Source organism: Aestuariirhabdus haliotis (assembly GCF_023509475.1).
Lineage (GTDB): Bacteria > Pseudomonadota > Gammaproteobacteria > Pseudomonadales > Aestuariirhabdaceae > Aestuariirhabdus > Aestuariirhabdus haliotis.
On record NZ_JAKSDZ010000001.1, the window covers coordinates 39,804 to 62,213 of the forward strand.

At 49.5% G+C, this 22,410-nt stretch carries 28 protein-coding genes; 11 read left to right on the forward strand and 17 right to left on the reverse strand.

Going from position 1 to position 22,410, the window contains the following annotated elements:
- Position 1 precedes the first annotated feature (1 nt).
- Genes MIB40_RS00205 through MIB40_RS00215 form a run of 3 tightly spaced genes read left to right on the forward strand, consistent with a single transcriptional unit; the run spans position 2 to position 3,448 of the window.
- Positions 2–2,359 carry an MMPL family transporter gene (locus MIB40_RS00205; RefSeq protein ID WP_249689502.1) on the forward strand — a complete coding sequence of 786 codons (2,358 nt, stop codon included), beginning with the start codon at positions 2–4 and terminating at the stop codon, positions 2,357–2,359.
- On the forward strand, positions 2,356–3,009 hold the full coding sequence (locus MIB40_RS00210; protein WP_249689503.1) for a DUF3261 domain-containing protein: 654 nt from the start codon (positions 2,356–2,358) through the stop codon (positions 3,007–3,009). Before MIB40_RS00205 ends, MIB40_RS00210 begins: the two co-directional genes overlap by 4 nt.
- On the forward strand, positions 2,999–3,448 hold the full coding sequence (locus MIB40_RS00215; protein WP_249689505.1) for an ApeP family dehydratase: 450 nt from the start codon (positions 2,999–3,001) through the stop codon (positions 3,446–3,448). Before MIB40_RS00210 ends, MIB40_RS00215 begins: the two co-directional genes overlap by 11 nt.
- Before the next feature lie 163 nt (positions 3,449–3,611).
- Here MIB40_RS00215 and MIB40_RS00220 read toward each other — a convergent pair whose 3' ends face one another.
- On the reverse strand, positions 3,612–3,830 hold the full coding sequence (locus tag MIB40_RS00220; protein WP_249689507.1) for a hypothetical protein: 219 nt from the start codon (positions 3,828–3,830) through the stop codon (positions 3,612–3,614).
- Positions 3,831–4,387: 557 nt separating this feature from the next.
- Here MIB40_RS00220 and MIB40_RS00225 point away from each other — a divergent pair.
- Entirely contained in the window at positions 4,388–5,452 is a 1,065-nt protein-coding gene (locus MIB40_RS00225; protein ID WP_249689509.1) for a TRAP transporter substrate-binding protein, read from the forward strand.
- Between the two features lie 11 nt (positions 5,453–5,463).
- Complete coding sequence (locus MIB40_RS00230; protein ID WP_249689511.1) at positions 5,464–6,525, forward strand: TRAP transporter substrate-binding protein; 1,062 nt, start codon at positions 5,464–5,466, stop codon at positions 6,523–6,525.
- Positions 6,526–6,709: 184 nt separating this feature from the next.
- Here the strand turns inward: MIB40_RS00230 and MIB40_RS00235 are convergent, their stop codons facing one another.
- Entirely contained in the window at positions 6,710–7,300 is a 591-nt protein-coding gene (locus MIB40_RS00235) for a LysE family translocator (protein ID WP_249689513.1), read from the reverse strand.
- A gap of 211 nt (positions 7,301–7,511) precedes the next feature.
- Between MIB40_RS00235 and MIB40_RS00240 the strand changes: the two genes are divergently transcribed.
- Positions 7,512–8,405, forward strand: a complete 894-nt coding sequence (locus tag MIB40_RS00240) for a LysR family transcriptional regulator (RefSeq protein WP_249689515.1) — start codon at positions 7,512–7,514, stop codon at positions 8,403–8,405.
- Here the strand turns inward: MIB40_RS00240 and MIB40_RS00245 are convergent.
- The 9 genes from MIB40_RS00245 to MIB40_RS00285 form a co-directional block, all read right to left on the reverse strand.
- Positions 8,402–8,878 carry a hypothetical protein gene (locus MIB40_RS00245; protein ID WP_249689517.1) on the reverse strand — a complete coding sequence of 159 codons (477 nt, stop codon included), beginning with the start codon at positions 8,876–8,878 and terminating at the stop codon, positions 8,402–8,404. The two genes, MIB40_RS00240 and MIB40_RS00245, sit on opposite strands and share 4 nt — an antisense overlap.
- 190 nt (positions 8,879–9,068) lie before the next feature.
- Complete coding sequence (locus MIB40_RS00250) at positions 9,069–9,812, reverse strand: TerC family protein (protein ID WP_249689519.1); 744 nt, start codon at positions 9,810–9,812, stop codon at positions 9,069–9,071.
- Between the two features lie 130 nt (positions 9,813–9,942).
- Positions 9,943–10,707, reverse strand: coding sequence for an esterase/lipase family protein (locus MIB40_RS00255; RefSeq protein WP_249689521.1), 765 nt, complete (start codon positions 10,705–10,707; stop codon positions 9,943–9,945).
- Positions 10,708–10,724: 17 nt separating this feature from the next.
- Positions 10,725–11,369 carry a hypothetical protein gene (locus MIB40_RS00260; protein ID WP_249689523.1) on the reverse strand — a complete coding sequence of 215 codons (645 nt, stop codon included), beginning with the start codon at positions 11,367–11,369 and terminating at the stop codon, positions 10,725–10,727.
- Between the two features lie 129 nt (positions 11,370–11,498).
- Complete coding sequence (locus MIB40_RS00265; protein ID WP_249689525.1) at positions 11,499–11,864, reverse strand: 2OG-Fe(II) oxygenase; 366 nt, start codon at positions 11,862–11,864, stop codon at positions 11,499–11,501.
- A 126-nt stretch (positions 11,865–11,990) separates the two neighbouring features.
- The gene (locus MIB40_RS00270) at positions 11,991–12,899 is read right to left on the reverse strand and encodes a hypothetical protein (RefSeq protein WP_249689526.1); all 909 of its coding nucleotides are present in this window, start codon (positions 12,897–12,899) and stop codon (positions 11,991–11,993) included.
- 306 nt (positions 12,900–13,205) lie between these two features.
- Positions 13,206–13,667 (reverse strand): hypothetical protein, encoded by a 462-nt coding sequence (locus MIB40_RS00275; RefSeq protein WP_249689528.1) that lies wholly within the window; start codon positions 13,665–13,667, stop codon positions 13,206–13,208.
- A gap of 626 nt (positions 13,668–14,293) precedes the next feature.
- The gene (locus MIB40_RS00280) at positions 14,294–15,103 is read right to left on the reverse strand and encodes a DUF6602 domain-containing protein (RefSeq protein WP_249689530.1); all 810 of its coding nucleotides are present in this window, start codon (positions 15,101–15,103) and stop codon (positions 14,294–14,296) included.
- A gap of 100 nt (positions 15,104–15,203) precedes the next feature.
- Positions 15,204–15,683, reverse strand: a complete 480-nt coding sequence (locus tag MIB40_RS00285; RefSeq protein WP_249689532.1) for a hypothetical protein — start codon at positions 15,681–15,683, stop codon at positions 15,204–15,206.
- 92 nt (positions 15,684–15,775) lie between these two features.
- On the opposite strand from MIB40_RS00285, the gene MIB40_RS00290 reads away from it, so the two are divergent.
- The 3 genes from MIB40_RS00290 (at position 15,776) to MIB40_RS00300 (ending at position 16,749) form a co-directional block, all read left to right on the forward strand.
- Positions 15,776–16,084: a hypothetical protein gene (locus tag MIB40_RS00290; protein ID WP_249689534.1), complete on the forward strand. Its 309-nt coding sequence runs from the start codon at positions 15,776–15,778 to the stop codon at positions 16,082–16,084.
- Between the two features lie 122 nt (positions 16,085–16,206).
- Positions 16,207–16,524: a heat shock protein HspQ gene (hspQ, locus tag MIB40_RS00295; protein WP_249689536.1), complete on the forward strand. Its 318-nt coding sequence runs from the start codon at positions 16,207–16,209 to the stop codon at positions 16,522–16,524.
- Positions 16,525–16,554: 30 nt separating this feature from the next.
- Positions 16,555–16,749 (forward strand): type II toxin-antitoxin system RelB/DinJ family antitoxin, encoded by a 195-nt coding sequence (locus MIB40_RS00300; protein ID WP_249689538.1) that lies wholly within the window; start codon positions 16,555–16,557, stop codon positions 16,747–16,749.
- Between the two features lie 15 nt (positions 16,750–16,764).
- Here the strand turns inward: MIB40_RS00300 and MIB40_RS00305 are convergent, their stop codons facing one another.
- The 4 genes from MIB40_RS00305 to MIB40_RS00320 all read right to left on the reverse strand — a co-directional run bounded on the left by MIB40_RS00305 (position 16,765) and on the right by MIB40_RS00320 (position 19,545).
- On the reverse strand, positions 16,765–17,457 hold the full coding sequence (locus MIB40_RS00305; RefSeq protein WP_249689540.1) for a hypothetical protein: 693 nt from the start codon (positions 17,455–17,457) through the stop codon (positions 16,765–16,767).
- On the reverse strand, positions 17,444–18,061 hold the full coding sequence (locus MIB40_RS00310) for a DNA-J related domain-containing protein (RefSeq protein WP_249689542.1): 618 nt from the start codon (positions 18,059–18,061) through the stop codon (positions 17,444–17,446). The genes MIB40_RS00305 and MIB40_RS00310 overlap by 14 nt, the downstream gene beginning before the upstream one ends.
- 164 nt (positions 18,062–18,225) lie before the next feature.
- Complete coding sequence (locus MIB40_RS00315) at positions 18,226–18,597, reverse strand: hypothetical protein (protein WP_249689543.1); 372 nt, start codon at positions 18,595–18,597, stop codon at positions 18,226–18,228.
- Between the two features lie 102 nt (positions 18,598–18,699).
- Positions 18,700–19,545 carry a PDDEXK family nuclease gene (locus MIB40_RS00320; RefSeq protein WP_249689545.1) on the reverse strand — a complete coding sequence of 282 codons (846 nt, stop codon included), beginning with the start codon at positions 19,543–19,545 and terminating at the stop codon, positions 18,700–18,702.
- Positions 19,546–19,828: 283 nt separating this feature from the next.
- On the opposite strand from MIB40_RS00320, the gene MIB40_RS00325 reads away from it, so the two are divergent.
- The gene (locus MIB40_RS00325; RefSeq protein ID WP_249689547.1) at positions 19,829–20,200 is read left to right on the forward strand and encodes an acyl-CoA thioesterase; all 372 of its coding nucleotides are present in this window, start codon (positions 19,829–19,831) and stop codon (positions 20,198–20,200) included.
- Between the two features lie 122 nt (positions 20,201–20,322).
- On the opposite strand, the gene MIB40_RS00330 is transcribed toward MIB40_RS00325, so the two are convergent.
- Complete coding sequence (locus MIB40_RS00330) at positions 20,323–21,195, reverse strand: LysR family transcriptional regulator (protein WP_249689549.1); 873 nt, start codon at positions 21,193–21,195, stop codon at positions 20,323–20,325.
- A gap of 283 nt (positions 21,196–21,478) precedes the next feature.
- Between MIB40_RS00330 and MIB40_RS00335 the strand changes: the two genes are divergently transcribed.
- Complete coding sequence (locus MIB40_RS00335; RefSeq protein ID WP_249689551.1) at positions 21,479–21,994, forward strand: lactoylglutathione lyase family protein; 516 nt, start codon at positions 21,479–21,481, stop codon at positions 21,992–21,994.
- Between the two features lie 43 nt (positions 21,995–22,037).
- Here the strand turns inward: MIB40_RS00335 and MIB40_RS00340 are convergent, their stop codons facing one another.
- Entirely contained in the window at positions 22,038–22,403 is a 366-nt protein-coding gene (locus MIB40_RS00340; protein WP_319941597.1) for a YajD family HNH nuclease, read from the reverse strand.
- Between the last annotated feature and the right edge of the window lie 7 nt (positions 22,404–22,410).

Here is a 22,410-nt window from a genome sequence, read left to right on the forward strand (position 1 = left end):
TATGAAAATCACCTTGTCCCCCTTACTCAATCCGCGTTGGCAACCCGCCCGATTATTGATCTGGTTACTGTTAATGCTGTTGCTGGTTTGGCAAGGTAGCGTCTTACTGAACACGGGCGTTAAGCCGAGAACCAGCATGCTGGAACTACTGCCCCATGCCGAGCAGCAACCCGCGGTTCAGCAAGCGGTACAACGATTTTCCAGTCAGCTTTCCCGCCAACTCCTGTTTATGGTCGAAAGTGATTCGAAAACCAGTGCACGCCAGGCCGCCCTGGCGTTAGAAGCCAAGTTGCTCGACAGCCAGCTACTGGAACGACTTCAGCTACGCATCGATTTTAACCAACAGCAACAAGTGGGTGCGCTCTACTATCCCTACCGCTGGCAACTGTTAAGCCGGCATGATCGGCAACGCTTGCTCGAACAAGAGGGTTCGGAGCTACGTGAAACGGCGCTGCAAAATCTCTACAACCCCTTTTCCGGCATTACCGCTGCGCAGTTCAATGACGACCCTTTTGGCCTGTTGGGTCGCTATCTGGATTCTATACAACCCCCTGGTGGTCAGCTCCAGCTTGATGAAGACATGCTGGTCTATTCTGCCGGTAATCGCTATGGCATTTTGTTGCGCGCCACGCTCGCCAGCGATCCCTTTGACCTGTCAACCCAGTCCCGCTTGCTGGCCACGCTGGACAAATTTACCAGCGAGCAAGGCTCCAACGTTCAGCTTCTGCGCAGCGGTGCTACCTTCTATGCCGCGGCGGGTGCCGAGAGCGCACGAGAAGAGATATCCACCATCGGGCTGGGCTCTCTGTGCGGCGTCATGCTGTTGATTCTCTGGGTTTTTCGTTCGTTCGGCCCGCTCTTTATTGCCATGCTTTCAATTGGCAGCGGCATACTCGCCGGCTTAATATGTACATTGCTCATCTTTGGCCAGATCCACCTGTTCACGCTGGTGATCGGCGCCTGCCTGATTGGCGTGTCGATCGACTACGCATTCCATTTTTTTGCCGAACAGAACGAGGGGGGTCCTCATTGGCGCCCCTTCGATGGACTCGGTCGAATCATAACCGCCATAGGGATGGGGTTGATCAGTAGCCTGCTAGGCTACAGCGCTTTATTAGCCACCCCCTTTCCAGGGCTGCAACAACTGGCCGTGTTTTCCTGTAGCGGCTTACTGGTCGCCTGGTTGACGGTGGTTCTGGTCTATCCCAGCCTTCTACGTCCCCAGCCTTCCTATCACAATAATGGCCTGGTGTACCTGTACCAGCCATTGATGCGGTTCTGGGCAACACGCCCAGCCATTCAGCATCGGATAGTGCTGATGATGCTGACGGTTTTAGCCCTGATCGGCTTGTTGCTATTGCATGCAGATGACGACGTTCGCCAGTTACAACCGCTGAACCCGGAAATCCAGACTATGGATCATCAACTGCAAACCTATGCCGGCAATCGAATGGATCATAGCTATATTGTGCTCACCGCGGCGACCAATGAAGCGTTGCTGCAAACCGAAGAAGCCTTGCTCGACCAACTGCCATCCAGTCGCTCTGGTAACGCCCAGGTTCGTTCGGTCGGTCGCTATGTGGCCAGCCAAAAAAGGCAGCGTGAGAATCGCGCCCTGACCGATCAACTGGTTGAACAGGAGCTGCACCGCTTGCTAGGAGACGCCGGCTATACCGATGCCGCTATTGCCACCACTGCGGCATCCATTGCTCAGCAATCGCCGATCAAAGCTCTGGATATTGATTCGTTGAACAATGGCCCGCTGCGAGAGCAGCTTAACCATTTATGGATTGATAATGGTCAGTACGGCGTGGCCAGCGTGTTGTTGTTTACCCCCGAACTGCATCAAACCATGAAAACTCTCGCGGCCCAGATCACTAATGCCCAGTTTGTCAGCCAGGCCGATGATACCTCGGACATTCTCGCGCGTTATCGCTACCGAATCAGCCTGCTATTGATCGCCGCCTATGGGGCTATTTTATTGCTGCTGCGCATGCGTTATCCCCTTACACAAGCACTGAAAGTTATTACAGTCCCGGTGCTCGCGTCATCACTGGCGCTGGGCATCAACGGCTTGATGGGTCAACCGATCAATCTTTTCCATCTTCTGGCGCTATTGTTGGTGCTGGGTATCAGCATCGATTATTCGGTATTTTTTGCCGAACGCGGTCATGACTGGCGCACCACATTGTTAGGAGTCACCCTGGCGGCTATTACTACATTGCTCTCGTTTGGTTTACTCAGCCTGAGTGACACTCCTGCCATCAGCGCCTTCGGGCAAACACTGTTGGTGGGGATTCTAGTCGCCTATCTACTGGCCCCCTTTGCGATGCCACGACAAACCGGAGCAGAACGTTGAATCCTCGTCACTCTCAGTATCGTTTGCGCTGCCCAGGTTCCCTGCTGGCGTCTCTGCTGGTTGTTATTTTATCCGCATGTTCAACCCCCAGGGCGATACAGGATGCTGCTCTTACAGAACCTCCCCCCACTTTCGCATCCCTTGCACGGGGAGTTTCGGTACAGTTGCCCGGGCTTGATCCCCACCTGAGCGGTCTATCGGCAAACCAGCTGGTCGCCGTTCAATATGGCAACAAACACGAACAGTTTCTGGCAACCTTCGAAGCCGCTCCACAGCAGTTCGCCCTGGCCGCATTAACGCCCCTGGGAGTGCCACTGCTTAACCTGAACTATGACGGCAGACAGTTGACCAGTGACAGTAGCGGATTGACCAAACTGCCATTCGCGCCCGAGAATCTCTTGCTCGATTTGATGCTCTGTTACTGGAGCTCTGCGCAAATAGAACAGATGTTGCTTGCCAACGGGTTGCGTCTCTATGAAACAGCTTTGCAACGCCAAATCTGGGACAGGGGCAGCCTGTTGATTCAGATCGATTATCAGACGCCAACCCGGTTACAAGGCCCTGTGACTTATGTTCATTTCCAGCGGGACTATCAGCTCGCTATTGACACCCTGGACTGGCATCAGCAAGAGGCTCCTTATGAACCCTGATCTTTTTCCCGTCAATGATTGCCTGATACATCAGCCGCCGATGCGCATGGTTGAGCGTCTGCTCGCCATCGATGAGGCCAACGTTCGCTGCTCACTGGTGCTACATGACGACAATCCCTTTATCACGGAGCAAGGACAACTGCCGGCCTCATTGGGGATCGAACTCATGGCTCAGGCCATCGCTCTATTTGGTGGCTATCATTGCCTGAACCGAGGGGAGGAAGTCCGGGTGGGGTACCTTATTGGCTCGCGCCGCTATCATAGCACCAGGCCTTTTTTTGCCTTGGGATGCGAACTCATTATAGAGGCGCATCAAGAATACCTGAGCGAAGGCATGGGATTGTTTAATTGCCGGATTCTTGAGCGCGGCAATGAGATCGCTAATGGCCGCCTGAATACGTATCTACCCGACGCACAGGCAGAATTATTTTCACCCTAGAGATATTCACATCTGCGTCGCATTCTTCCATCCGCGCAGATTGGTGGCTTTATATATGACGCCATTGGTATTACCAATATACAGGCAAGCAAGAAAACCGACGTCAGCATCAATTTTTTACACACTGCTTTCATCTCCTTACAAATCCGCCAGCACTCCAGCTTCAGTTATCCACGAACAAAAGGAGACAAACCTGAAAAACGGCCATGGCCGTTTTTTTAAATCCATCCGCTACCCACTCGATGTTTTCCCGCCAATAAATTTTGGATAATGTTCTCCCCACCAGAGATTCATAATCTCTTTTTTTGGAAACAACGCCGATCAAACCAGGAGTTCCCTTGGCGATTGATCTCTTACCTGGGCCAATAACAATCAGCCGCATCCGTTCGAAATAACCCTTATATTACAGCTTATTTCGTGATTTATCGTTCGCCTGATTCTACCAGCATTGCGTTTTGTGTTGACTGTCAAAGCGATATTTACGGAGGCCAAGGAGTGTTTTTCCGGGCTCTATTAACTCTCTACTGCTTACTCTAATCGCTTTTATAGAAGCTGTACCTACGTGCTACTTTCAAACTCATTGCTTCACGTTTTTTACCACCATGGCAAAGCAGAAGAGTGAAACAATTGTACCAAAACACTTCTTTAATACGTTCGTGCCAGAAAAAAATCAGCGTTTTTCACAAACCAAAACTGGCCAGCAAATTTTTCGATAGATGTTAGAACAATAGACATGTTAGCGTATTTGAGCTTGCAAAATTTATCTGCATTTGTGAGTAAATTTTACATTTAAGGGATCAGCGATAATTCTCAGTTAACTGATACATCATATAATTATAGAGTCGGCATCTTTCATGCCACACTCAAAGATGATCTTTGCTCTGGGTTACCGCTGCGTTGTTTCAGTTGTTTAGAAGTACTGCGGTACTGGATAGCCCGATGAAAATAAAAATATGTATTGCGCTGTTACTTGGCGTTATGAGTTTACCGGCCAAGGTCTTGGCTGCCGAATATACTTTCCGTCTTGCCGAAACCTGGTCTGAAGGATTCCCGATCTTTGGCGATGTTTCTGAACTGTTAGCCAAACGCGTCCATGAGATGTCCAATGGCCGACTCAAAATCGAGATCGACTCTTCCAGCACCCACGGTAAAGGCCTTGGCATCTGGGATATGGTCCAGAGCGGCGAATACCAGATGGGACATTCCGCCTCCTATTACTATGCCAAGCAAGATCCCAACGCGCTGTTCTTTACCACCATGCCCTTTGGTATGTTGCCCATCGAGCAATACAGCTGGTTTTATTACGGCGGCGGCATGGAACTGATGGAGCAGGTCTACGCCAAACACGGGCTCCTCTCCTTCCCCGGTGGTAATACCGGCAGCCAAATGGGTGGCTGGTTTCAAACCCGTATTCGCTCCTTGGATGACCTCAAAGGGCTGAAAATGAGAGTGCCCGGTTTCGCTGGTGAAGTTATGGCCGAGCTCGGCGTTATTCCAACCAATATCCCGGCCGGTGAACTGCTTGGTGCGATGCAGGACAACCGCATCCAGGCCGTCGAATGGGTTGGCCCTTCGCTCGATCTTAAACTAAGCCTTCACCTGAGTGCCCAGTTCTACTACACCGGCTGGCACGAACCTGCGACCGAGTTGAACTTTATCGTGAACAAAAAAGCGTTCGATTCTCTACCCGCTGACCTTCAGGAAATATTGCGCGTTGCGATGCGTTCCAGTGCCTACGATATGTATATACAGGCCACCCATGAAAGCGCAGAAAACTGGAGTAGCCTGCGTATAAATTATTCCATCATACGTGTGAAAAACTTCCCCAAACCGGTACTGGAAGCCATGCAGGCTGCCAGCCACAAACTGTTATTGAAAAAGTCAGCCAAAGATAAACTCTCGGCGCAGATCCTGAAATCTCAGGAAGATTATCTGTCCCAAGTGCGCGCCTGGACAGAGATATCCGATTTCTCTTATCTCGAATCGGCTAACGAAATACGCTAAAGGAGCGCACCATGAAAAATTTGATTCGTTTTTTTGTCGCTGCGCTGTGTTTGGTCAGCAACTCTCTTCTGGCAGTCGATAACCATACCTTGCGCCTGGCACAATCCTGGGATTCGGACATGCCCATCTTTGCCGATACCACACGTAATTTTGCCAAGATGGTGTCGCTGATGTCGGATGGTCGGCTGCAAATCAATATTGTTCCTGCGTCAAACCATCAAAAGCCTTACGGCATCTTTGATATGGTCAAATCCGGCCAATACGATATGGGGCACTCCGCCTCTTATTACTGGAAAGATCAGGTACCGAACACGTTATTCTTCACCACCATGCCTTTTGGCATGATTGCTTCGGAACAATACGCCTGGTTTTACCATGGTGGCGGCATGGAATTAATGGATAAGGTCTACAGCCCGCACAATTTGATGTCATTCCCCGGAGGCAATACCGGCAACCAAATGGGTGGCTGGTTTCGCAAGAAGATTACCTCGGTGAAAGACCTTGAGGGACTCAAAATGCGCGTCCCGGGTTTTGCCGGTGAAATATTCAAGCAGCTGGGCGCCGACGTCGTCGACAATATTTCCAGCGCTGAACTCTACGATGCCTTTGCCAGTAAAAAACTCGATGCCGTGGAATGGGTTGGCCCTGCTATGGATCGGGATATGGGGCTGCATAAAGTGGCTCCCTATTACTACACAGGATGGCACGAACCCGCTGCCGAATTGCAGTTCCTGATCAACAAACAGGTGATGAAAAAACTGCCGAAGGATCTTCAGGAAATTCTCATTATCGCCATGCGCACCGCCGCCTACGACATGTATGTTCAGTCTACCTATGAGAACGGCAAGAGTTGGCGTTTGATCACCGATGCCTTCCCGAAAATTCAGGTGTTGAGTTTTCCACCGGCGGTCATGTCCAAACTGCGTGGTACCAACACCATCCTGTTAAACGGCATGGCCAAAAAAGATCGTTTGGCGGCCAAGATTATCAAGAGCCAGAACCGATATCTGAAATCGGTGCGCAAATGGACCAACCTGGCTGAGCGGGCGCATATTAGAAATACCCAGCAGTAACACCGCACAAGCCTGACCATCGAAAACATGATGGCCCATTGCGACACTTGGTAATCACAATGGGCCATCAGGACTCTTCCACGAATATCTTCCTCACTGAACGCCTGCAGCGTATCGTTGCTATTAAGCTCACCGAAAGATTACCGCTACCACCCTCTTCGTTCGATGCCTGTAATGCTCCGAGCTACAGCGGCATCAATAATAACTGTAGCGCCACCAGAATGAGCGCGCCTCCCATCACCCTATTCAGCAGACGAATGTTCTTCTCCTTGCCGACCACCCCGGTCAACCTGTCACCGAGCAACGCCCAGCTGCCGATGGAAAGGTAGCAGATAACAAAATAGATCATCACGAACATCGCCAACAATTCGTAAGATTGACTCAGATTAAACGCCGAGACACCTGCCAGGCAGGCGGCCCAGGCTTTGGGGTTTAACCATTGCAGACCGGCCCCCTGAAGAAAGGTTGGTAGCTTCCCATGCGCCGCCGAAATCGCTCCACTGGAGGTCATGATGCCGTAACCCATATACAGGATGAAGGCACAGCCAGCATAACTGAGAAGATGTAAAAACCGGCCACTGAAACTGGCAATCAGATCAACACTGAGGCCAATTAACAGCAGTAAAAGCGTGAAGCCCACCGTGGCACCAGAAACAAAGGGCAGGGCTTTTCGAAAACCATAATTGACACCGGTAGAGAGCGTGATGATGTTCACCGGACCGGGTGAAATCGACATGGACAGCGAAAACAGTGACATGGAAATAAGTAGGGACATGATTCCTCCTGAATCTGAATTTCAGCCTAGCACCGCCCCTTAACACCTATTAGATGGTTTAATTTGATTTCATTGTTCTATTATTTGGTTTAATGGTTTTATTATTCATCGAGTAGCACGCTGCTTTGCATCCCCGCCCGCCAGCGCAACAAACACCCCAGTAAACAGCTCCACTCTCTATTTTTAACCTCTTTTAGGAACCTGAATAAGCATGATCGACGATCTTCGCGCCATTGCCATCTTCGCAGAGACGATAAAACTGGGCTCCTTTCGCCGCGCAGCGCAATCCCTGGGCCTTTCACCCTCGGTGGTGAGTTATCACATTACCCAGCTGGAACAACGTATCGGTACTGCCTTGATCTACCGTTCCACACGCCGTCTGTCGCTCTCCCATGAAGGGGAAATTCTCTATCGCCACGCCAGCAAAATGTTGAGCGCCATTGAGAGCGGTATTAGCGAAGTGGCCAGTGGTGTTGAGGACCCCACAGGGCGCCTGAAAATCACCCTGCCCTCGGCGTTGGCGCGCGCCCCGGTGAATCAGCAACTCGCCAGATTCAGTCAACGATTTCCCAGAGTGGAGCTCGACATTCTCTACACCGACCACCGCATCGACCTGATCGCCGATGGCTTCGACCTGGCCATTCGTGCCGGCGCCATGCCCGATAGCGCCTTACGCTCGAAACGCATAGGATCGGTGGAACGGATATTGGTGTGTTCACCCGATCACATTGGTGAACGAGCCCTACCCACCGAACCCAGTGAGCTGGGTGACTGGAACTGGATCAAACTGGCGATGCTGCCCAACTATCGTCGCTTGCAGCATGCCAATGGGGCTTCGGTCGAAGTCTCCTTTACCAGCAACCTGATCGTCAACAGCGTCGAAGCTATGACGCAGCTGTGCCTCAGCGGGGCGGGAGTAGCAACGCCTCCGAATTATCTGGTCAAGGCTGCTTTGGCACGGGGTGAGCTGATTGAATTACTACCTCACTGGCATGTGGAAACCATGCCGGTTTTCGCCTGCTGGCCGGGCAACGTGTCGGATACCAGCCTGACCCGCCAGCTGGTCAATCATTTGGCTCAGCTGAACGCTTCGGTAACCGACTAGCGAGCACGGTAGCTGTAATGGCAAACCACGCAACTGGTTGTCACTTTTTGCAGCGCTTTATAGGCGCCGGACAGATCCCCCTGCTTGGATATCAACGCAAATTCCGACGCGGACTGATGCATGGACCAGCTCAGGTTACGCATTTCCAAGGGCATAAAACGACCCGGGCCCATTCCCCTGACACGATGCTTGCCCATCGAGCTGCGTCCCAAACGCATCTCCATCAGTTCGGCAGCGGCATCCAGATTATTGTCGCCCATATAGCCGAGCACTTCGTTGATAACCGCCAGATGATCGAGCATATCCTTGCGCATCATCTCGCGAGCCTCTTCCGGCATGGTCACCAGCTGGCGGGGATCCGTACTGTTTGCTGTTTCGACCGTATCCTGAGGCAGAGCTTGCCCTGGTACCACCTCGGCAACCCCCAGTTGAGCCACCAATAGACACGCCACAGCGCATAATCTCCAGCACATACAAACCTCCTTGCAAGCAGTGCACAGTGGATTCGTTGCCATCATAAAACAATTATCAGCCCTTAAACCTGGCCCAGGTTCCCTTTTGGCTTGCCAAATTAGCCTACTCCCAAATAAGGCCAGTTTCCTTGTTCTCCAACAATAGAGTTAAGAGCTTAGCTGTGCCGCCTTTCCTGCTGTAGGGAAAGGACTAATCGCTCTCTCGCTGCTGTCGCCTTCTGCGCGCAAGCATATTCAACCCTTCGACCAACGCCGAAAAACTCATCGCCGCGTAGATATATCCCTTGGGCACATGAACGCCAAAGCCTTCGGCAATCAGAGTGGTACCAATCAACAACAAAAACCCCAGCGCCAGCATAATAATCGTGGGGTTACGGTTGATAAAATGGGCCAGCGGATCCGCCGCCAGCAGCATCACGGTGACAGCAACCACTACGGCTATTACCATCACTGGCAAGTGCGGCGTCATGCCCACTGCCGTTACAATACTATCGATGGAAAACACCAGATCGAGTACCAGTATCTGGCCAATAACTGCAGCATAGCTCGAGGTGGTGGCGAGGCTGCCACCCGCTTCCAGATCCGGGTCCGGATCGACGTTGTGATGGATTTCTCGTGTCGCTTTCCAGACCAGAAACAGGCCGCCCGCAATCAGAATCAGATCACGCCAGGAAAAGCTATGGTCGAACAACCAGAGCACCGGTTCGACCAGCTGAACGATAAACGCAATCGTGCCGAGCAAACCCAGGCGCAGGATTAACGCCAGGCTGATACCAATGCGTCGCGCCCGCACTGCTTGTTCCGGCGGTAGCTTATTCGTCACCAGAGAGATAAATACCAGGTTATCGATACCCAGTACGACTTCCATTGCAATCAGGGTAATCAGCGCTACCCAGATAGCCGGATCAGTGGCCAGAGAGATCAGGTAATCCATTGTTCTACTCCTTGTAGACTAAAACTACTCAGGACGATTCCATCTATGAACATCTACTGATGCACCCTCAGAGGCCATCGAACATTGTCATAATAGGTGAACAAGCCATTACCAGGCTGATTGATAGTACCTAACGCTCCCCGCAGTTATTCGCTGCGCTGATATTAACTGCATCTGGATGTTCAAATCGTCCAGCCTGCAAAAAGCTGACAACTTCATTGATCACTACATTATTTTTCATCATAAAGGGATGAGTCGTTGGCAGGGCTACAAAACTGCACATCCCCTTAACCTTGGTGTTTGCAACAGAAACTTTGCCATCGTCGGGATTAGGAAGAAACAACGACAGAAAGAGATTCATTGATTGCGTTCCCGCGATTACCGCCAATTCAAAGTTAACCGGACCCAGCTGCCTGGGCATACCGTCTGCATCAGTCCCCAGCTGCATACCAGACGGGCCATTGACAAACTCGAACCCGGGCAAGGCTCTGAGGTGATCGACCACCTGACTGCCTTGATTGGGCGGCCCCAGCATAACCACCCGGCCTAGCCCATTCGTGCTGTTATGCGAATAATAATAGCGGACCAATAGACCACCCAAAGAGTGGGTGACAAAATGAACGGGGAACGCCTGCTGCATCTGGCACGACGACAAGGCTTGCTCGATCGCCAACGTTGATAACTGTTCGATTGGCATTTCGCGTGAAGGATAATCGACATTGACCACATCGTAGTTAGTGCTCGTCAGGCGCTCTTCCAGAGCCTCCATTGAAGTCGATGAACGAGCCAGTCCATGCAGCAAAACAACGCATTCTTTCGCATAAGCGTCCGCTGACAGCAGCAAAAAGACAACCAGGAAATGTCCGCAAAAACGCCTGACGAATGCAGCGATCATTCAGAAAATATCCAATATCAATATTCTGCTTTCCAAACAGGAATCCGCAGCAGTTCGGCAATTTCGATGGCAGATTTTTCCACCTCGTTACCCTTACCGTGATCCATAATATTGATCCGCTCGCCATTTCTTAAGACCAGATTCATCTCATAGCTAAAGTACGTGCTGGTTCCTCCGTTTTTTGATCTGGAACGCACCCTTTCACTGATTAGCTGTAGCGCATGTATTTCCCGTGTTCGACCCTGAACATCTTCGGGCAACGCTTTCATTTTGTCGTAGGCTTTACCTCGATAGTACACCCCCTGATCTTTATCGATGGTAAATTTTTTCCCACTTAATAAAAGATAATAGCCGGCACCACCAAACATCACGCCCCACACCAGCAGGAAAACAGCACCGAAGTATTCTCCATCAAAGAGGAAAAAAGGTACTCCAAGCACAACGGCCAGAGTGCCGGGTATAGCGAAAATAAGCGAGAACAGTATGGCGCCGATAGAGCGTTCGATAACAACCCGCTTGCCTTCAACCGTCATCTTCTGAGTCTTGAAATTGGATCCACCCGACTTGGCCGGATTCCAACTGATTTTTTGTGCTAGCGGGTCATCTGTGTCTGCAAGCTTCACTTCCACCTTATTGACATTAATGGTTTGAATCTCGCTCATATCAAAGTCCTTTTATTGGCAGCTCATTACGTAATCTGGACGCTAACAATAACAAATTGCTCTCGCCTTCGCAGTCAGTCCGTAACCGCCACGCAATAGAATCACCAGAATGTGACCCTCAACACATCCTTATTTTGTACTTTTTACCCAACCAATACTCATCACATACCGACGGCCTTTAACTACCTTACTCACGGCATGTTCTGAACTATCAGATCGAAAGAACTTTACTCTGTTACTTTCATAAATTGGATTAGCACAAATAAATTTTCCACCGCTTTTCGCCGACCACAGCACAATATTCAACCGATAGTGTTCACCGTTCTTAACCTTATCAACGTGCAGAGGTATTTCATCACCTTCAGAAAACCTCAGGATGTAAACATCAAATGGATTTGGCCAGCGACCACTGGCTATGAGCATTTTTTCATAGCCAGTATTCTGACGGCCTTTATCCCATGTAAAGAATTTTGAATAAATGCTTTTTTGATTCACTTCAAGATTTAACTCTTAAGGTAAATAATACGATGTGTTAGGCGAATTCATAACAAGGGATCAAAGAATTCAAAGTAAATGTATCCATTTCAGTCCACGTATCATGCAAACAGTCGCAACAATTATTTAGCTCGGCACTGTATCAAACATTATTTTTAACCACCTCAGATCTTCAGGGCCTAACTTTGCTTTTTTATGCTGAGATGAATCTTCGTATACTTCTTTGTATACATGACAGATTGCAACTTCCGTAAGCTCTCGCCATCGCTCATGTGTTATTTCTGGAATACTACCATTCGCGAGATTAGGATCAGTTAAAGGATCATGCTCACTTTCACTTGTTCTTAATGAAAACTCCAATTCTTGAAGAATTGGGTTTACCACACGCAAAGTATCTGAATCTTCAAACTGCTTAGCAACACCCTCTTCAGCTTTACGCACGTCTTTTTCTAGCTGAATTTTGCTTAACTTTTCCCCGGCTGGCCTCACCCCATATTTATTGACAAAACTAGCTGCACCAGGAAGTAGAGCTTTGACTGCAATGCCAGCACCTATAAGTGGATTAAATATTGCTGTAACGCCACCAACCAGCAGCATTCCATAGGTCAGTTTTTTGTCTAAAGCATCAATGTCGTTAGCAAGCGATTCAAGCGTGTTCGGATTTTCTTTGTGTTTATCGTGAATATCTTCATTTACACTCTTAAGCATATAACTTTTTAATGCCAGCTCAGCATGTTCATTTGCGAAATGAAATATTCTCCTTTTAGGTAGATCATTTATCTCAGGAACGCCTGTAGGAAGACATCTTGTTGTATGCAAAGCAAACTTATAGTCAGATAATTCGTATGGAATAACGAAATAGTGCTTTTCATCATATTCTTCGATTGAATATTTTTCAGAGGTCTCTAAAGATATAAAAATTGGTAGACCATCAACCATTTTTTTAATCGTAGAAATATTAGATGTTATTCCTTCTACCGCTTTATCCATAAGTGGACTTACAGTATTAATTCCTTTTTGTATATATCGCTTCATTTATCAACTTTGATCGAAATAATATGGGATTAAAACTTAGACCATCTGTGCATCGACTGCATACAGACCTTCTTCTACAAATATTTTTTCCTCCGATTTATATGACCATCCAGGTCCCTTTCCTTATATTTTTTTACATGAAAGATTAAGAGAGAAAACCACAACCAATTGATGCTTTCAGATCTGTATATAATCTTCTATTTACACGCACAATCTGTGTCTACTTTTCGTGGCTAACACAGCTATCTAACGCCGCGATTAGAGACGCGCGCCCTGTGAAGGCCACTTTTTTTTTGGCCGTACGTACTAGATTACCTTGTTAGTTTTCTTTTTTAGACGAGCATCGAAGTCAATCAATCTAGCCATTTCGAATAAAATATACCCTATTGGAAAAATCTTTAATAAAGGAAAGAATAAGAACTTAATCTCAGCTTTCACTGGACCGCCAAAGAACATTAGGATCAGTAGCAGCGGGAATAATACATAATAGCCATATACGAGCCAGCGCCCAGAATTTTGTATATATAGCGCATGTTTAGTTTTAGCTCTCATGGTTATATCCACACTATTTTTCCATACAGACAGAAACCTGATTGAAAGCATGTATGCCATAAGAGCTCCCAAGCCTATTGAAAATACAATGTTTAAGAGAGTTCCAAGCTTGAAGAGTGATACAGGGCTAAAAAAATAGCGCCAGCCCGACATGGTACTAAGCAATGCGCCGATTATTAACAATGCTGTTGATATTAAATATATTTTCTTGTTCATAATTACATCCGTGTAGTTATTGGTGGCTGGGGTAAACTAACGTCGCAGCCACGGGCAATGGCCAGCGGCTTGTCGCGTTGTGACCTTTGTCCCCGAGGAGCGTAGCGACGAGTTAGTGAGCTGCATTGTTATAACTTTTCTAGAACAATGAAACATTAATAGTTGGTTTAACGTACACACGAACACCGTAAGGGATAGGTGATTCACCATCATATCTGGAGCCGAAACACTTGGCTGGGGCGAACTCCAGATACTCTCCCGCCGGGTCATTCTTCCACCTAACCCCCGAGCAATCTAAGAGCTGCATTGAGAACATGGGACTCTCAGACTCTGCATTAAACAGTTCGAATCGAACATCACCATCATACTGATAAATGGATATGCGCAATTCGACTCCATTTTTCTCAACCGAATAGACATGCCAAATACCGTCAGGCTCTACCTCAGGTACGACTTCCAAAACGGCCAAAACATCAGTTTCATCCCAAACTAGCACTTCTGCTCCAGAGAGTTATAACGCCTGCCATTACGCGGCTGCTTTGTAGTTTATGGAATTATGGCAGTCTTTTTCGCTATAATTCAAGCGGCAAAAAAGTAGCTCGCTGTACATGGATTTGTTAGAGCTTTTATTCACCGCGCCTATATATATTTTCACCTGTATGCCTATTCAATTCATCCATATCTACTCGGCCTTTACCATACTTAAATACAGTGTGTTTTATAGTGAATAACTTATCAAAATCTCCAGCAAATACTGCTTCTATTGTTCGTTTAGAATTTTCACCAGCTTTTAGTTCACATGCTTTCATGATTGAAAAAAGAAAGGTTGTTAACAATGCCTCTTTTACCTCAACACCATCATTACAGACAATATAGCTTGCACCGGAGGGCTTAATTAAGGGTTCGGGTGTTGCCTTCAATATGCATGAGTCAAGGATCGTTATCTCGCTAGGATACATTAACCAATCGTCCTCGATTTCTACGCTCTTATACCAAGTCGATACAGTTTCAGCATCCCTTACCTTGGAATTAAAGCATAGCGATATGATATTGGTTCCTTTTGGATTAACTCTCCGGTAGTGAGCAGACTTTTTACATATATCATCGAATGAATTCTTGTTAAAATTGGTTTTTATCTCAATTGCACATACGACCGAATCAGGCGTTGCCACCACCAAGTCTTTGTCTTGAAATAGGTATGCAGACGGAATATTTTCGTCAATTATAAGGATATCTATTTGCGGACTTGATCCACCAATTTCAGAATTGAAAACAAAACCAGTCTTTACAGAAAAACGCTTTGAAATAAAATTTTCAAGATAATTACTTACTATATTTTCATGGAAAGTTCCCACTGAGGGGGCATGCTTTGTCAACTCTGAAAGGCGGCCTATTTTACTTATAAGTTCTTTAGCATAGTTCTGATATATGATCATGTACCGATACTCTAGAGAGCTCTAACGCCGCGCTTACCGGCGAGCAAAAGCGCAGCTTTTGTGAGTCCAGGCAGCTTGCTGCCGATGGTAGAGCGCTTTGTTAGTGTTTTTTAGAATATTTAGAAACCCAAACCTGAGATTCGTTAAATATACCCCGATTGATTTCTTCTACTGAACAATAGTCTTCATAATACCATCCATACATTACGTGAATCCCAAGGTCGTCACCAACGTAATCTTTGGTTTTACTATAGTAATCGTAGCCATCTATTTCTTGCAGCATTTTTCTAAACTGACCACAAGGCTCTACACTTCCCGAAGCTATAAGTTTGACATGATGCTCTACGAGATATCTGACTGCTTCTTCTAGGCTAGGTAGATTTACTTCTCTTTCCTTTAAATATTTCTCAAAAAGCTCAGATATTCCGACCCAACTTTTGGGGTCGTAATCAAGAATTTCTAAGAATACATCCGACCATGCTCCCGCATCGAGCTTCGTGTTAACAAACTCGAGAATATCATCTGTATGCAATATACCAGCGGCATACCTATTTACTAAAATTTCTTCTTCGGCTTCCATACTTGGTGAACACTAACAATTTATTCATAAGACCTCACAAGGTAGCGTACCTTGCAAGCTTGACCTACCTTGTAAGGTAGGAGGCTATTTAAATGTATCGTCGCAGCAAGAAGTATCAAATACAAGTTGCTCTGTTGGCCAAGGCTCGAGCGGCTCGCAAGCGTCTGGAAAATTCTGATCCAAGCGATATACCTGTACTTCCCGAGTTACACCGCGTCATCGAAATCACCGATTACAACTTGGGTTCGTCTGTGGTCCACCAAATTGAACTCTTTCGAAGCGATCAGTTTGATTGCTACAACGTTACGATCGATGGGGAACCCTGGCAGAAACGAATGGATTGGAGCCGAATTCTGGCCAGCCTTCGCAGAGCGCTACCCCGTTTACGTTATATTCATTGACCTGCGGATTTTCTGATACCGGGAACCTATTCCTGCTTTTCACGCTCTATAATCTTATTGCTAAAAAGCACTGACGCTTGTTTGCAAGCAACCGGCTTGCCCAACCTGACCGAGCATCCTCTATGACTACTCACCAAGCCCATTTTGATTTGGGCCAGATCGTTCATCACCGTCGTTTCCACTATCGCGGTGTAATCTACGGGGTAGACCCCTGCTTTTCACTGGATGACGCCTGGTATGAGACAGTCGCCAGCACCCGACCGCCGAAAGACGCCCCCTGGTACCATGTACTTGTCGATGGTACCGACAGCACCACCTATGTTGCTGAGCGCAATCTTGAGCCCTGCGAAGATCATCAGCAGATCAACCACCCCAATCTGGGTGATTGTTTTAGTCACTTCGACGGTGACCGCTATTACACTCGCGATACGCGCCAATAATCACTGATTCAATCCGAGGACACTGCTTTTATGACTACCATCAAAACCGAAATTGTACGCGCCCGTATCGAACCCTCGATCAAGGCCGACGCCGAGCAGGTGCTGGACCAGATAGGCATGAGCATGGCCGATGCCATTCGCCTGTTTGTAACCCAGATCGCTCGCCGGCAGGAGTTCCCTATCGAGCTTAGGGTCACGCCTGTCAACAACACCGAGGAAAAGTAGGATTCGCGCTATTCGTTAACCGTGCTGGTCTTCGACATCCAGCTGCGAGGGCGGTACGCGGAAGTACTCTACTCCGTCGATACCGTGTTGTTCGATACGAACGGTTTTCTGGTTAATCCGTGTGATGATACCGCTGACTTGTCGGCCACGATAACGAAAGCCCACCCGTTGCCCTCGCTGGATCGCTATCCGTGGTGAATCAGAAGGCGCACCTGATGGGGTGTCGAACGTCAAACTGACGGAGTGCCTGGCCGCTTCTATCCTGAGCGCTTCAAGTACCCGTCCCGCCGTGCCACTGCGATGGATACGATCCAGTATCTGGTAGAAGCCCCGGTTGTGAATGGACCCTCGTCGGTACCAGCCATTCAGGGACTGCACCAGATGGGCAAACTCATGGCAGCAAGTATGGGCCATCAGTTCGGCAAATCCGGCTTGTCCGCCAAAATACCCCCGGGACTGGATCTCTCTGGCGGTGGTCCATAGTTGCGCCTGCTGTGGGCAACGTTTACTGGTGATCATTTTCCGGCCATAGGTAATGGTGTGCCGTGCGCCCTGCTGGCTATGGTAGGTCGCACGCCCGCTACCCACCCGACAACGCAGCTGGATGCAATGATCTCTCTCCCGCAGCCAGGGCTGAATTTCCTGCCACAACACCTGTTCGGTGACCTCCACCAGCAAACAGGCCAGGGCCTGATCAGGGCAGTACATGACGCAACAACTCGTAGGCTTCACGAATTTCGACAAAACGTTTTGCATCACCCCCACGGTCGGGATGGTGCTGTGCCGCCAGTTTGCGATAGGCTTTGGTCAGCTGCGCTGCGCTTGCGGTAGCATCCAGCTGCAAACAGCTTAGCGCTTCCTGCCGCCGATCCAGCCCCTGGTAGCGGCGCCAGAAACTGCGCAATAGCTCCGCTACCGAGTCGGCATCGGCCTGCTCGAAATTATTCCAATCCAGGTAATACTCTCTCACTTTTTGTTCGGCCGCATTATCTATCAGCTCGGCCTTTCCGGTTACGGCTTGTTCTGGCTCCAGCACAATCTCCAGGGCCGAGATCCGCAGGTGATAGGCTTCATGTCGTAACGATTGTTGCAGTTGATAGAGCGCATTCATCAACAGAAAATGCTTGCGGAATAGTAGAAGGTTACTGTCTGCTTCTGCTGGCAGGTCACTGAATTCTTGCTCCAGGGCACGCATCAGTTGATGCTCGGAAATGGCTTCCTGATGCCTCCGAAGCTGTTCGAGCACAGCGATGCACAGGGGGTTGTCAAACTCCGGAGGCGCGTGATGACTGGAAGAGGGGTTAGAGGACACTGACAATACCGAGCAGGATGAACAAGTCCCAGTGTAGAGCAAGCTCTCTGCAATGCGAAGTGGCTATTGGGCCCTCTGGCAGATTGGCCTTGGTCTTCTGGAATTATTCTTCGGGTAACAAATCCAGCCCTAAAATACGGAGCACTTCAGCCTGCGTGCAGCCGTTAGCCGTAGGCGGGACGTCCCCTGTACAGGCCGCGAAACTCTTTACCGGCCTGCCGGCGTGGATAGCGCTTGCCCAGGTATTCAATCTCTTCTGGGTGACCTGGCACTACCAGTTGGGATTCGGGTTGGGCTGGCGCTGAAGTAATACCTGCCAGCAGTTCATCACGCTGCTCTTTATCGGCCAACGAAACCAGATCGATAAAGGCCGAGTGCAAACATTCGTTACGGCTCATATTGACACTTTCGACCAACTGCTGAAGGAATTCCGGCTCGGACAACCGAAGCTTAACTCCTCGCTCTGACTCGATAATTTTTGCGCATTCCCGCACCGCACGAATGGCTTTACTGGTCAGCAACCAACTTTTATCCACTGTATCTACCTCATTCTGATCAATCGATAACAGCCACAAGAAAGGCAAAGTCTATGCCAATGGGCTTCTACCCAACGATTAAATGAGGGTTCATCGCTTAAATCAAACGACCAGGCCTAAACGGAGCAAGGCCCGCGGGAGTATTTCATCCAGCTGGTCGAGATCTTCCGGGGTGATCTCGACCAGCGGCAATTCATGCTGTTGATACAGCGTCTGGCGTTCCAGTTTACGTTTCAGGTAACTGGCGGTTTTATCAAAGCCCCAGTATTCGATATACAGCTGACCTCCCGGCAAGTAGAAGTCTGCCAGGCTGTCGCCATCAAACGGCAGGGGATGCCCAGTACTGTGCACAACACCGTTGAGGTACAGCCAATTATCGATCAGCAGTTCCTCTTTGGAACCCAACCGGTGACCATCCAATGCCAGCCACTGGCCATCCATGCCCTGGGCTTCACCTTCCCCCATCAGCCACTGTACCCGACGCTGCAAAACAGGGTTCATGACCAGCGTTTCGGGCCAACTGACATAAGGTACGCCCGTGCGTTCACTCTCTCTTTGCTGGCCTTCCAGGGCTTCACCGGCGGCGGTTAACGACCAGCCCTTGCGGTCGTGCCGGATCCAGCCCAGCTCGGCCAACACCAGGTTGCACAGCCTGGCCCCGATGCCCAATTTACCGCCCAGTTGAGTGGCAGTCAGCGGGGCCGAGGGCAAGCGCCCAAACAGTTGATGATTGACCAGTGCCTTGGGCCAAACAATATACTCTCCGTATTTATCGCTTTGCCGATACTGCCCGCCTTCAAAGCTGCCTTTGGAGGTCAGCCGCCAACGCTCTCCCTGTTTCTCGATCCAGCCACTGTCGGCCATCAGGATAAAGAGCTCGCGCGGCTCCTTGCCCACCGATTTGGCCAGGGCGGTGGTGGACAGCGGTTTATCGTTTGAAGCGGTCACGGTCAGTCGTATTCCGGTGTTTGGGTTTTCGCGGTGAAGACAGTGTGCCATTGGAATGAGTTGGCCTCAATGCAGAGCACAGATTCGAAAACAGCCCCGGCTTGGTGCACATTCACGACATTTACGAAGAATAACGGCTATTAATACTGGCACGCTCCCTGCTATGTCTTAAGGTACCGTTTAACAGCAGTACCGCGCTTTACAACAGGATCTGCTTTTGCTGCAGCACACTGCAGTATTGGAACCTATTTTTTTAGTCATCAAGCTCTACAGGGATTGCACCATGAAGTATTACAGTCGACGCGTCATCAAACCCGGCGACCTAAATCCGGCCCACCGATTGTTCGGCGGTACCTTGCTGGCCTGGATCGATGAAGAAGCCGCTATTTTTGCCGCCTGCCAGATGAAGAGCCCTCGTCTGGTGACCAAATATATTTCCGAGATCAATTTCGTCAGCTCGGCCGAGAATGGCGAAGTGGTCGAATTCGGCCTGGAAGTCGCCGATGTTGGTACTACCTCATTAACCGTGAAATGCGTGGTGCGCAACAAGGCCAGCCAAACTGAAATTATTCAGGTCGACCGCATCGTCTTTGTCAGCATCGACGAAAGCGGTCGCCCTACTCCTCACGGTTACTCGGAAGCCGAGGCCGCCTAACCGATTGTCACCACCTGCTGACGTTAAGGCGTCATAAACAGACTTAAAACGATTATGCTCTCCGCGCACTAAGGCGGCCTTCGGGTCGCCTCTTTTTTATCTGTTTTTAATTGCCCCGACACTTACAACCACTGTTGCTGTAACAGCGTCTCGACCAACTGGTAGCGAATGGGCAACCTGCGATGTTTTTTACGGATCAGGTAAACCTTTTCATGAACCGGCTGTTGCAACTCGGCACGGCTCAAACGTTGTGCATCGGCAAAGCTGTCGAGCAGGGATTGGGGCACCACGGTGAAACCCATTGCCAATGAGACCGGCAACAGAATCTGGCTGATTTGATTGATATAACCGCTTTGGGGAACAGAATTCATTCCTGCAAAATTATGAGGAAAATTCATATCTAAAACTTGGCTAGCGTAGTGATGCCCATCCGGGTGATTGATAAACCCCAGCTGCATCAAACTGTTCCAGTCGGCCCTGGCATCACGGGGTAATACCAAACAGAGTTCGTCCTCACCCAGCAACTGTTGGCTAAGAGCGGTATCAGAGATCACCTGGGTGACGATGCCAAGGTCCGATCGATTATTCTTGACCCGATCAATAATGCCGCTGTTGGGTGCCGCTTCCAGGCTGACGGTTAACCCGGGATAGCGCTGCTGAAGATCGAGCAGTCTGGGATAGAACTGCATCGCCATGGAACCCGAGCAGGCTATTTTACACTCCCCCTCGTAGCGCTCATCACCGGCTATTCGATCGCTCAGCTCCCTTTCGGCCTCGGCCTGCTGCAGGCCATAACGGTAGAGGCTTTCGCCGGCACTGGTAAGTTCAAAGCTCTTACCATGACGATCGAGCAGGGGCTTGCCCAGCTGCGCTTCGAGCTTTTTGATGTGCTGACTGACCCCCGGCTGGGTCATATAGAGCTGCTCGGCTGTACGTGTGAAATGGCGAGTCTCTACCAGCATCATAAAGGTGCGCAGGAAAACCGGATTAATCATCCGCGATCGTTGCCCCGGGTCCGCACTGCTTACCTGATAAACCGCAAACGGTCATAGCCGATTCGCCCTGTGCCCTGATCCATTTGGTCATCTGCTCCGTATCCCGTTAAGCCTGTTAATGAAATCCAGCCATTGCGCCCATAAGCACTCGTTGTGAGCTAACGCTCCCGCTCACAACACAGCATAACAGTAAATTATCATTTTAATCATTAATGATAATTTCAGATTAGCTCGCAGGCTTTGTAGTCTAGGCTCAATTCTTACCCCACCGGAGACCACGACCATGGATTCACAACCCCCTGCCACTTACCCCCGCACGTTTTCCCATATCGGCATTTCTGTGCCCGATATCGAAGCCGCGGTAAAATTTTATACCGAAGTTCTCGGCTGGTATCTGATTATGCCGCCCACCGATGTTACAGAGGATGACAGCGCCATCGGCGAAATGTGCACCGATGTGTTTGGCGCCGGCTGGGGCTCCTTCCGCATTGCCCATATGTCCACCGGGGATCGTATCGGCGTGGAGCTGTTCCAGTTTCCGAATCAGGAAAATCCGGCGGACAACTTTGAGTACTGGAAAACCGGTATCTTCCATTTCTGCGTACAGGACCCGGATGTTGAAGGCCTGGCCGACAAGATCGTCGCCGCCGGCGGCAAGCGCCGTATGGCCAAGCCTCGCTATTACTATCCGGGGGAAAAGCCCTACCGCATGATCTATATGGAAGATCCGTTCGGCAACATCCTCGAGATCTACAGCCACAGCTATGAGCTGCACTACTCATCGGGCGCGTACAATTAATCCGGCCTAACCGACCGGGGCTCGACAGGCCAGGTCATCAAGACTATGGCTTGTCGGCGCCTTTTTTGAGCATGTCCGCCAGCCCGGCAAAAGGGTTATGGGTCGCGGCGCCGACCGAAGAGTCTGTTTCTGCGCTGCCGTAATCTGACTCAACATAACGGGAATGCTCATTGTCGTGACAATAGAGGCACAGCAGTTCCCAGTTACTGCCATCCGCAGGGTTGTTATCGTGGTTGTGATCACGATGATGCACAGTCAGTTGACTCAGATTGGTGCGATTAAACTCCCGGGCGCAGCGCCCGCACACCCAGGGATACATTTTTAACGCCCGGGCTCGGTAACCTTGCTCCCGCTCTTCCCGGGCTTTACGCGCTTCGGCGACGATGGTTTGCGGGTCTTTGGCAGACACTGGCCAG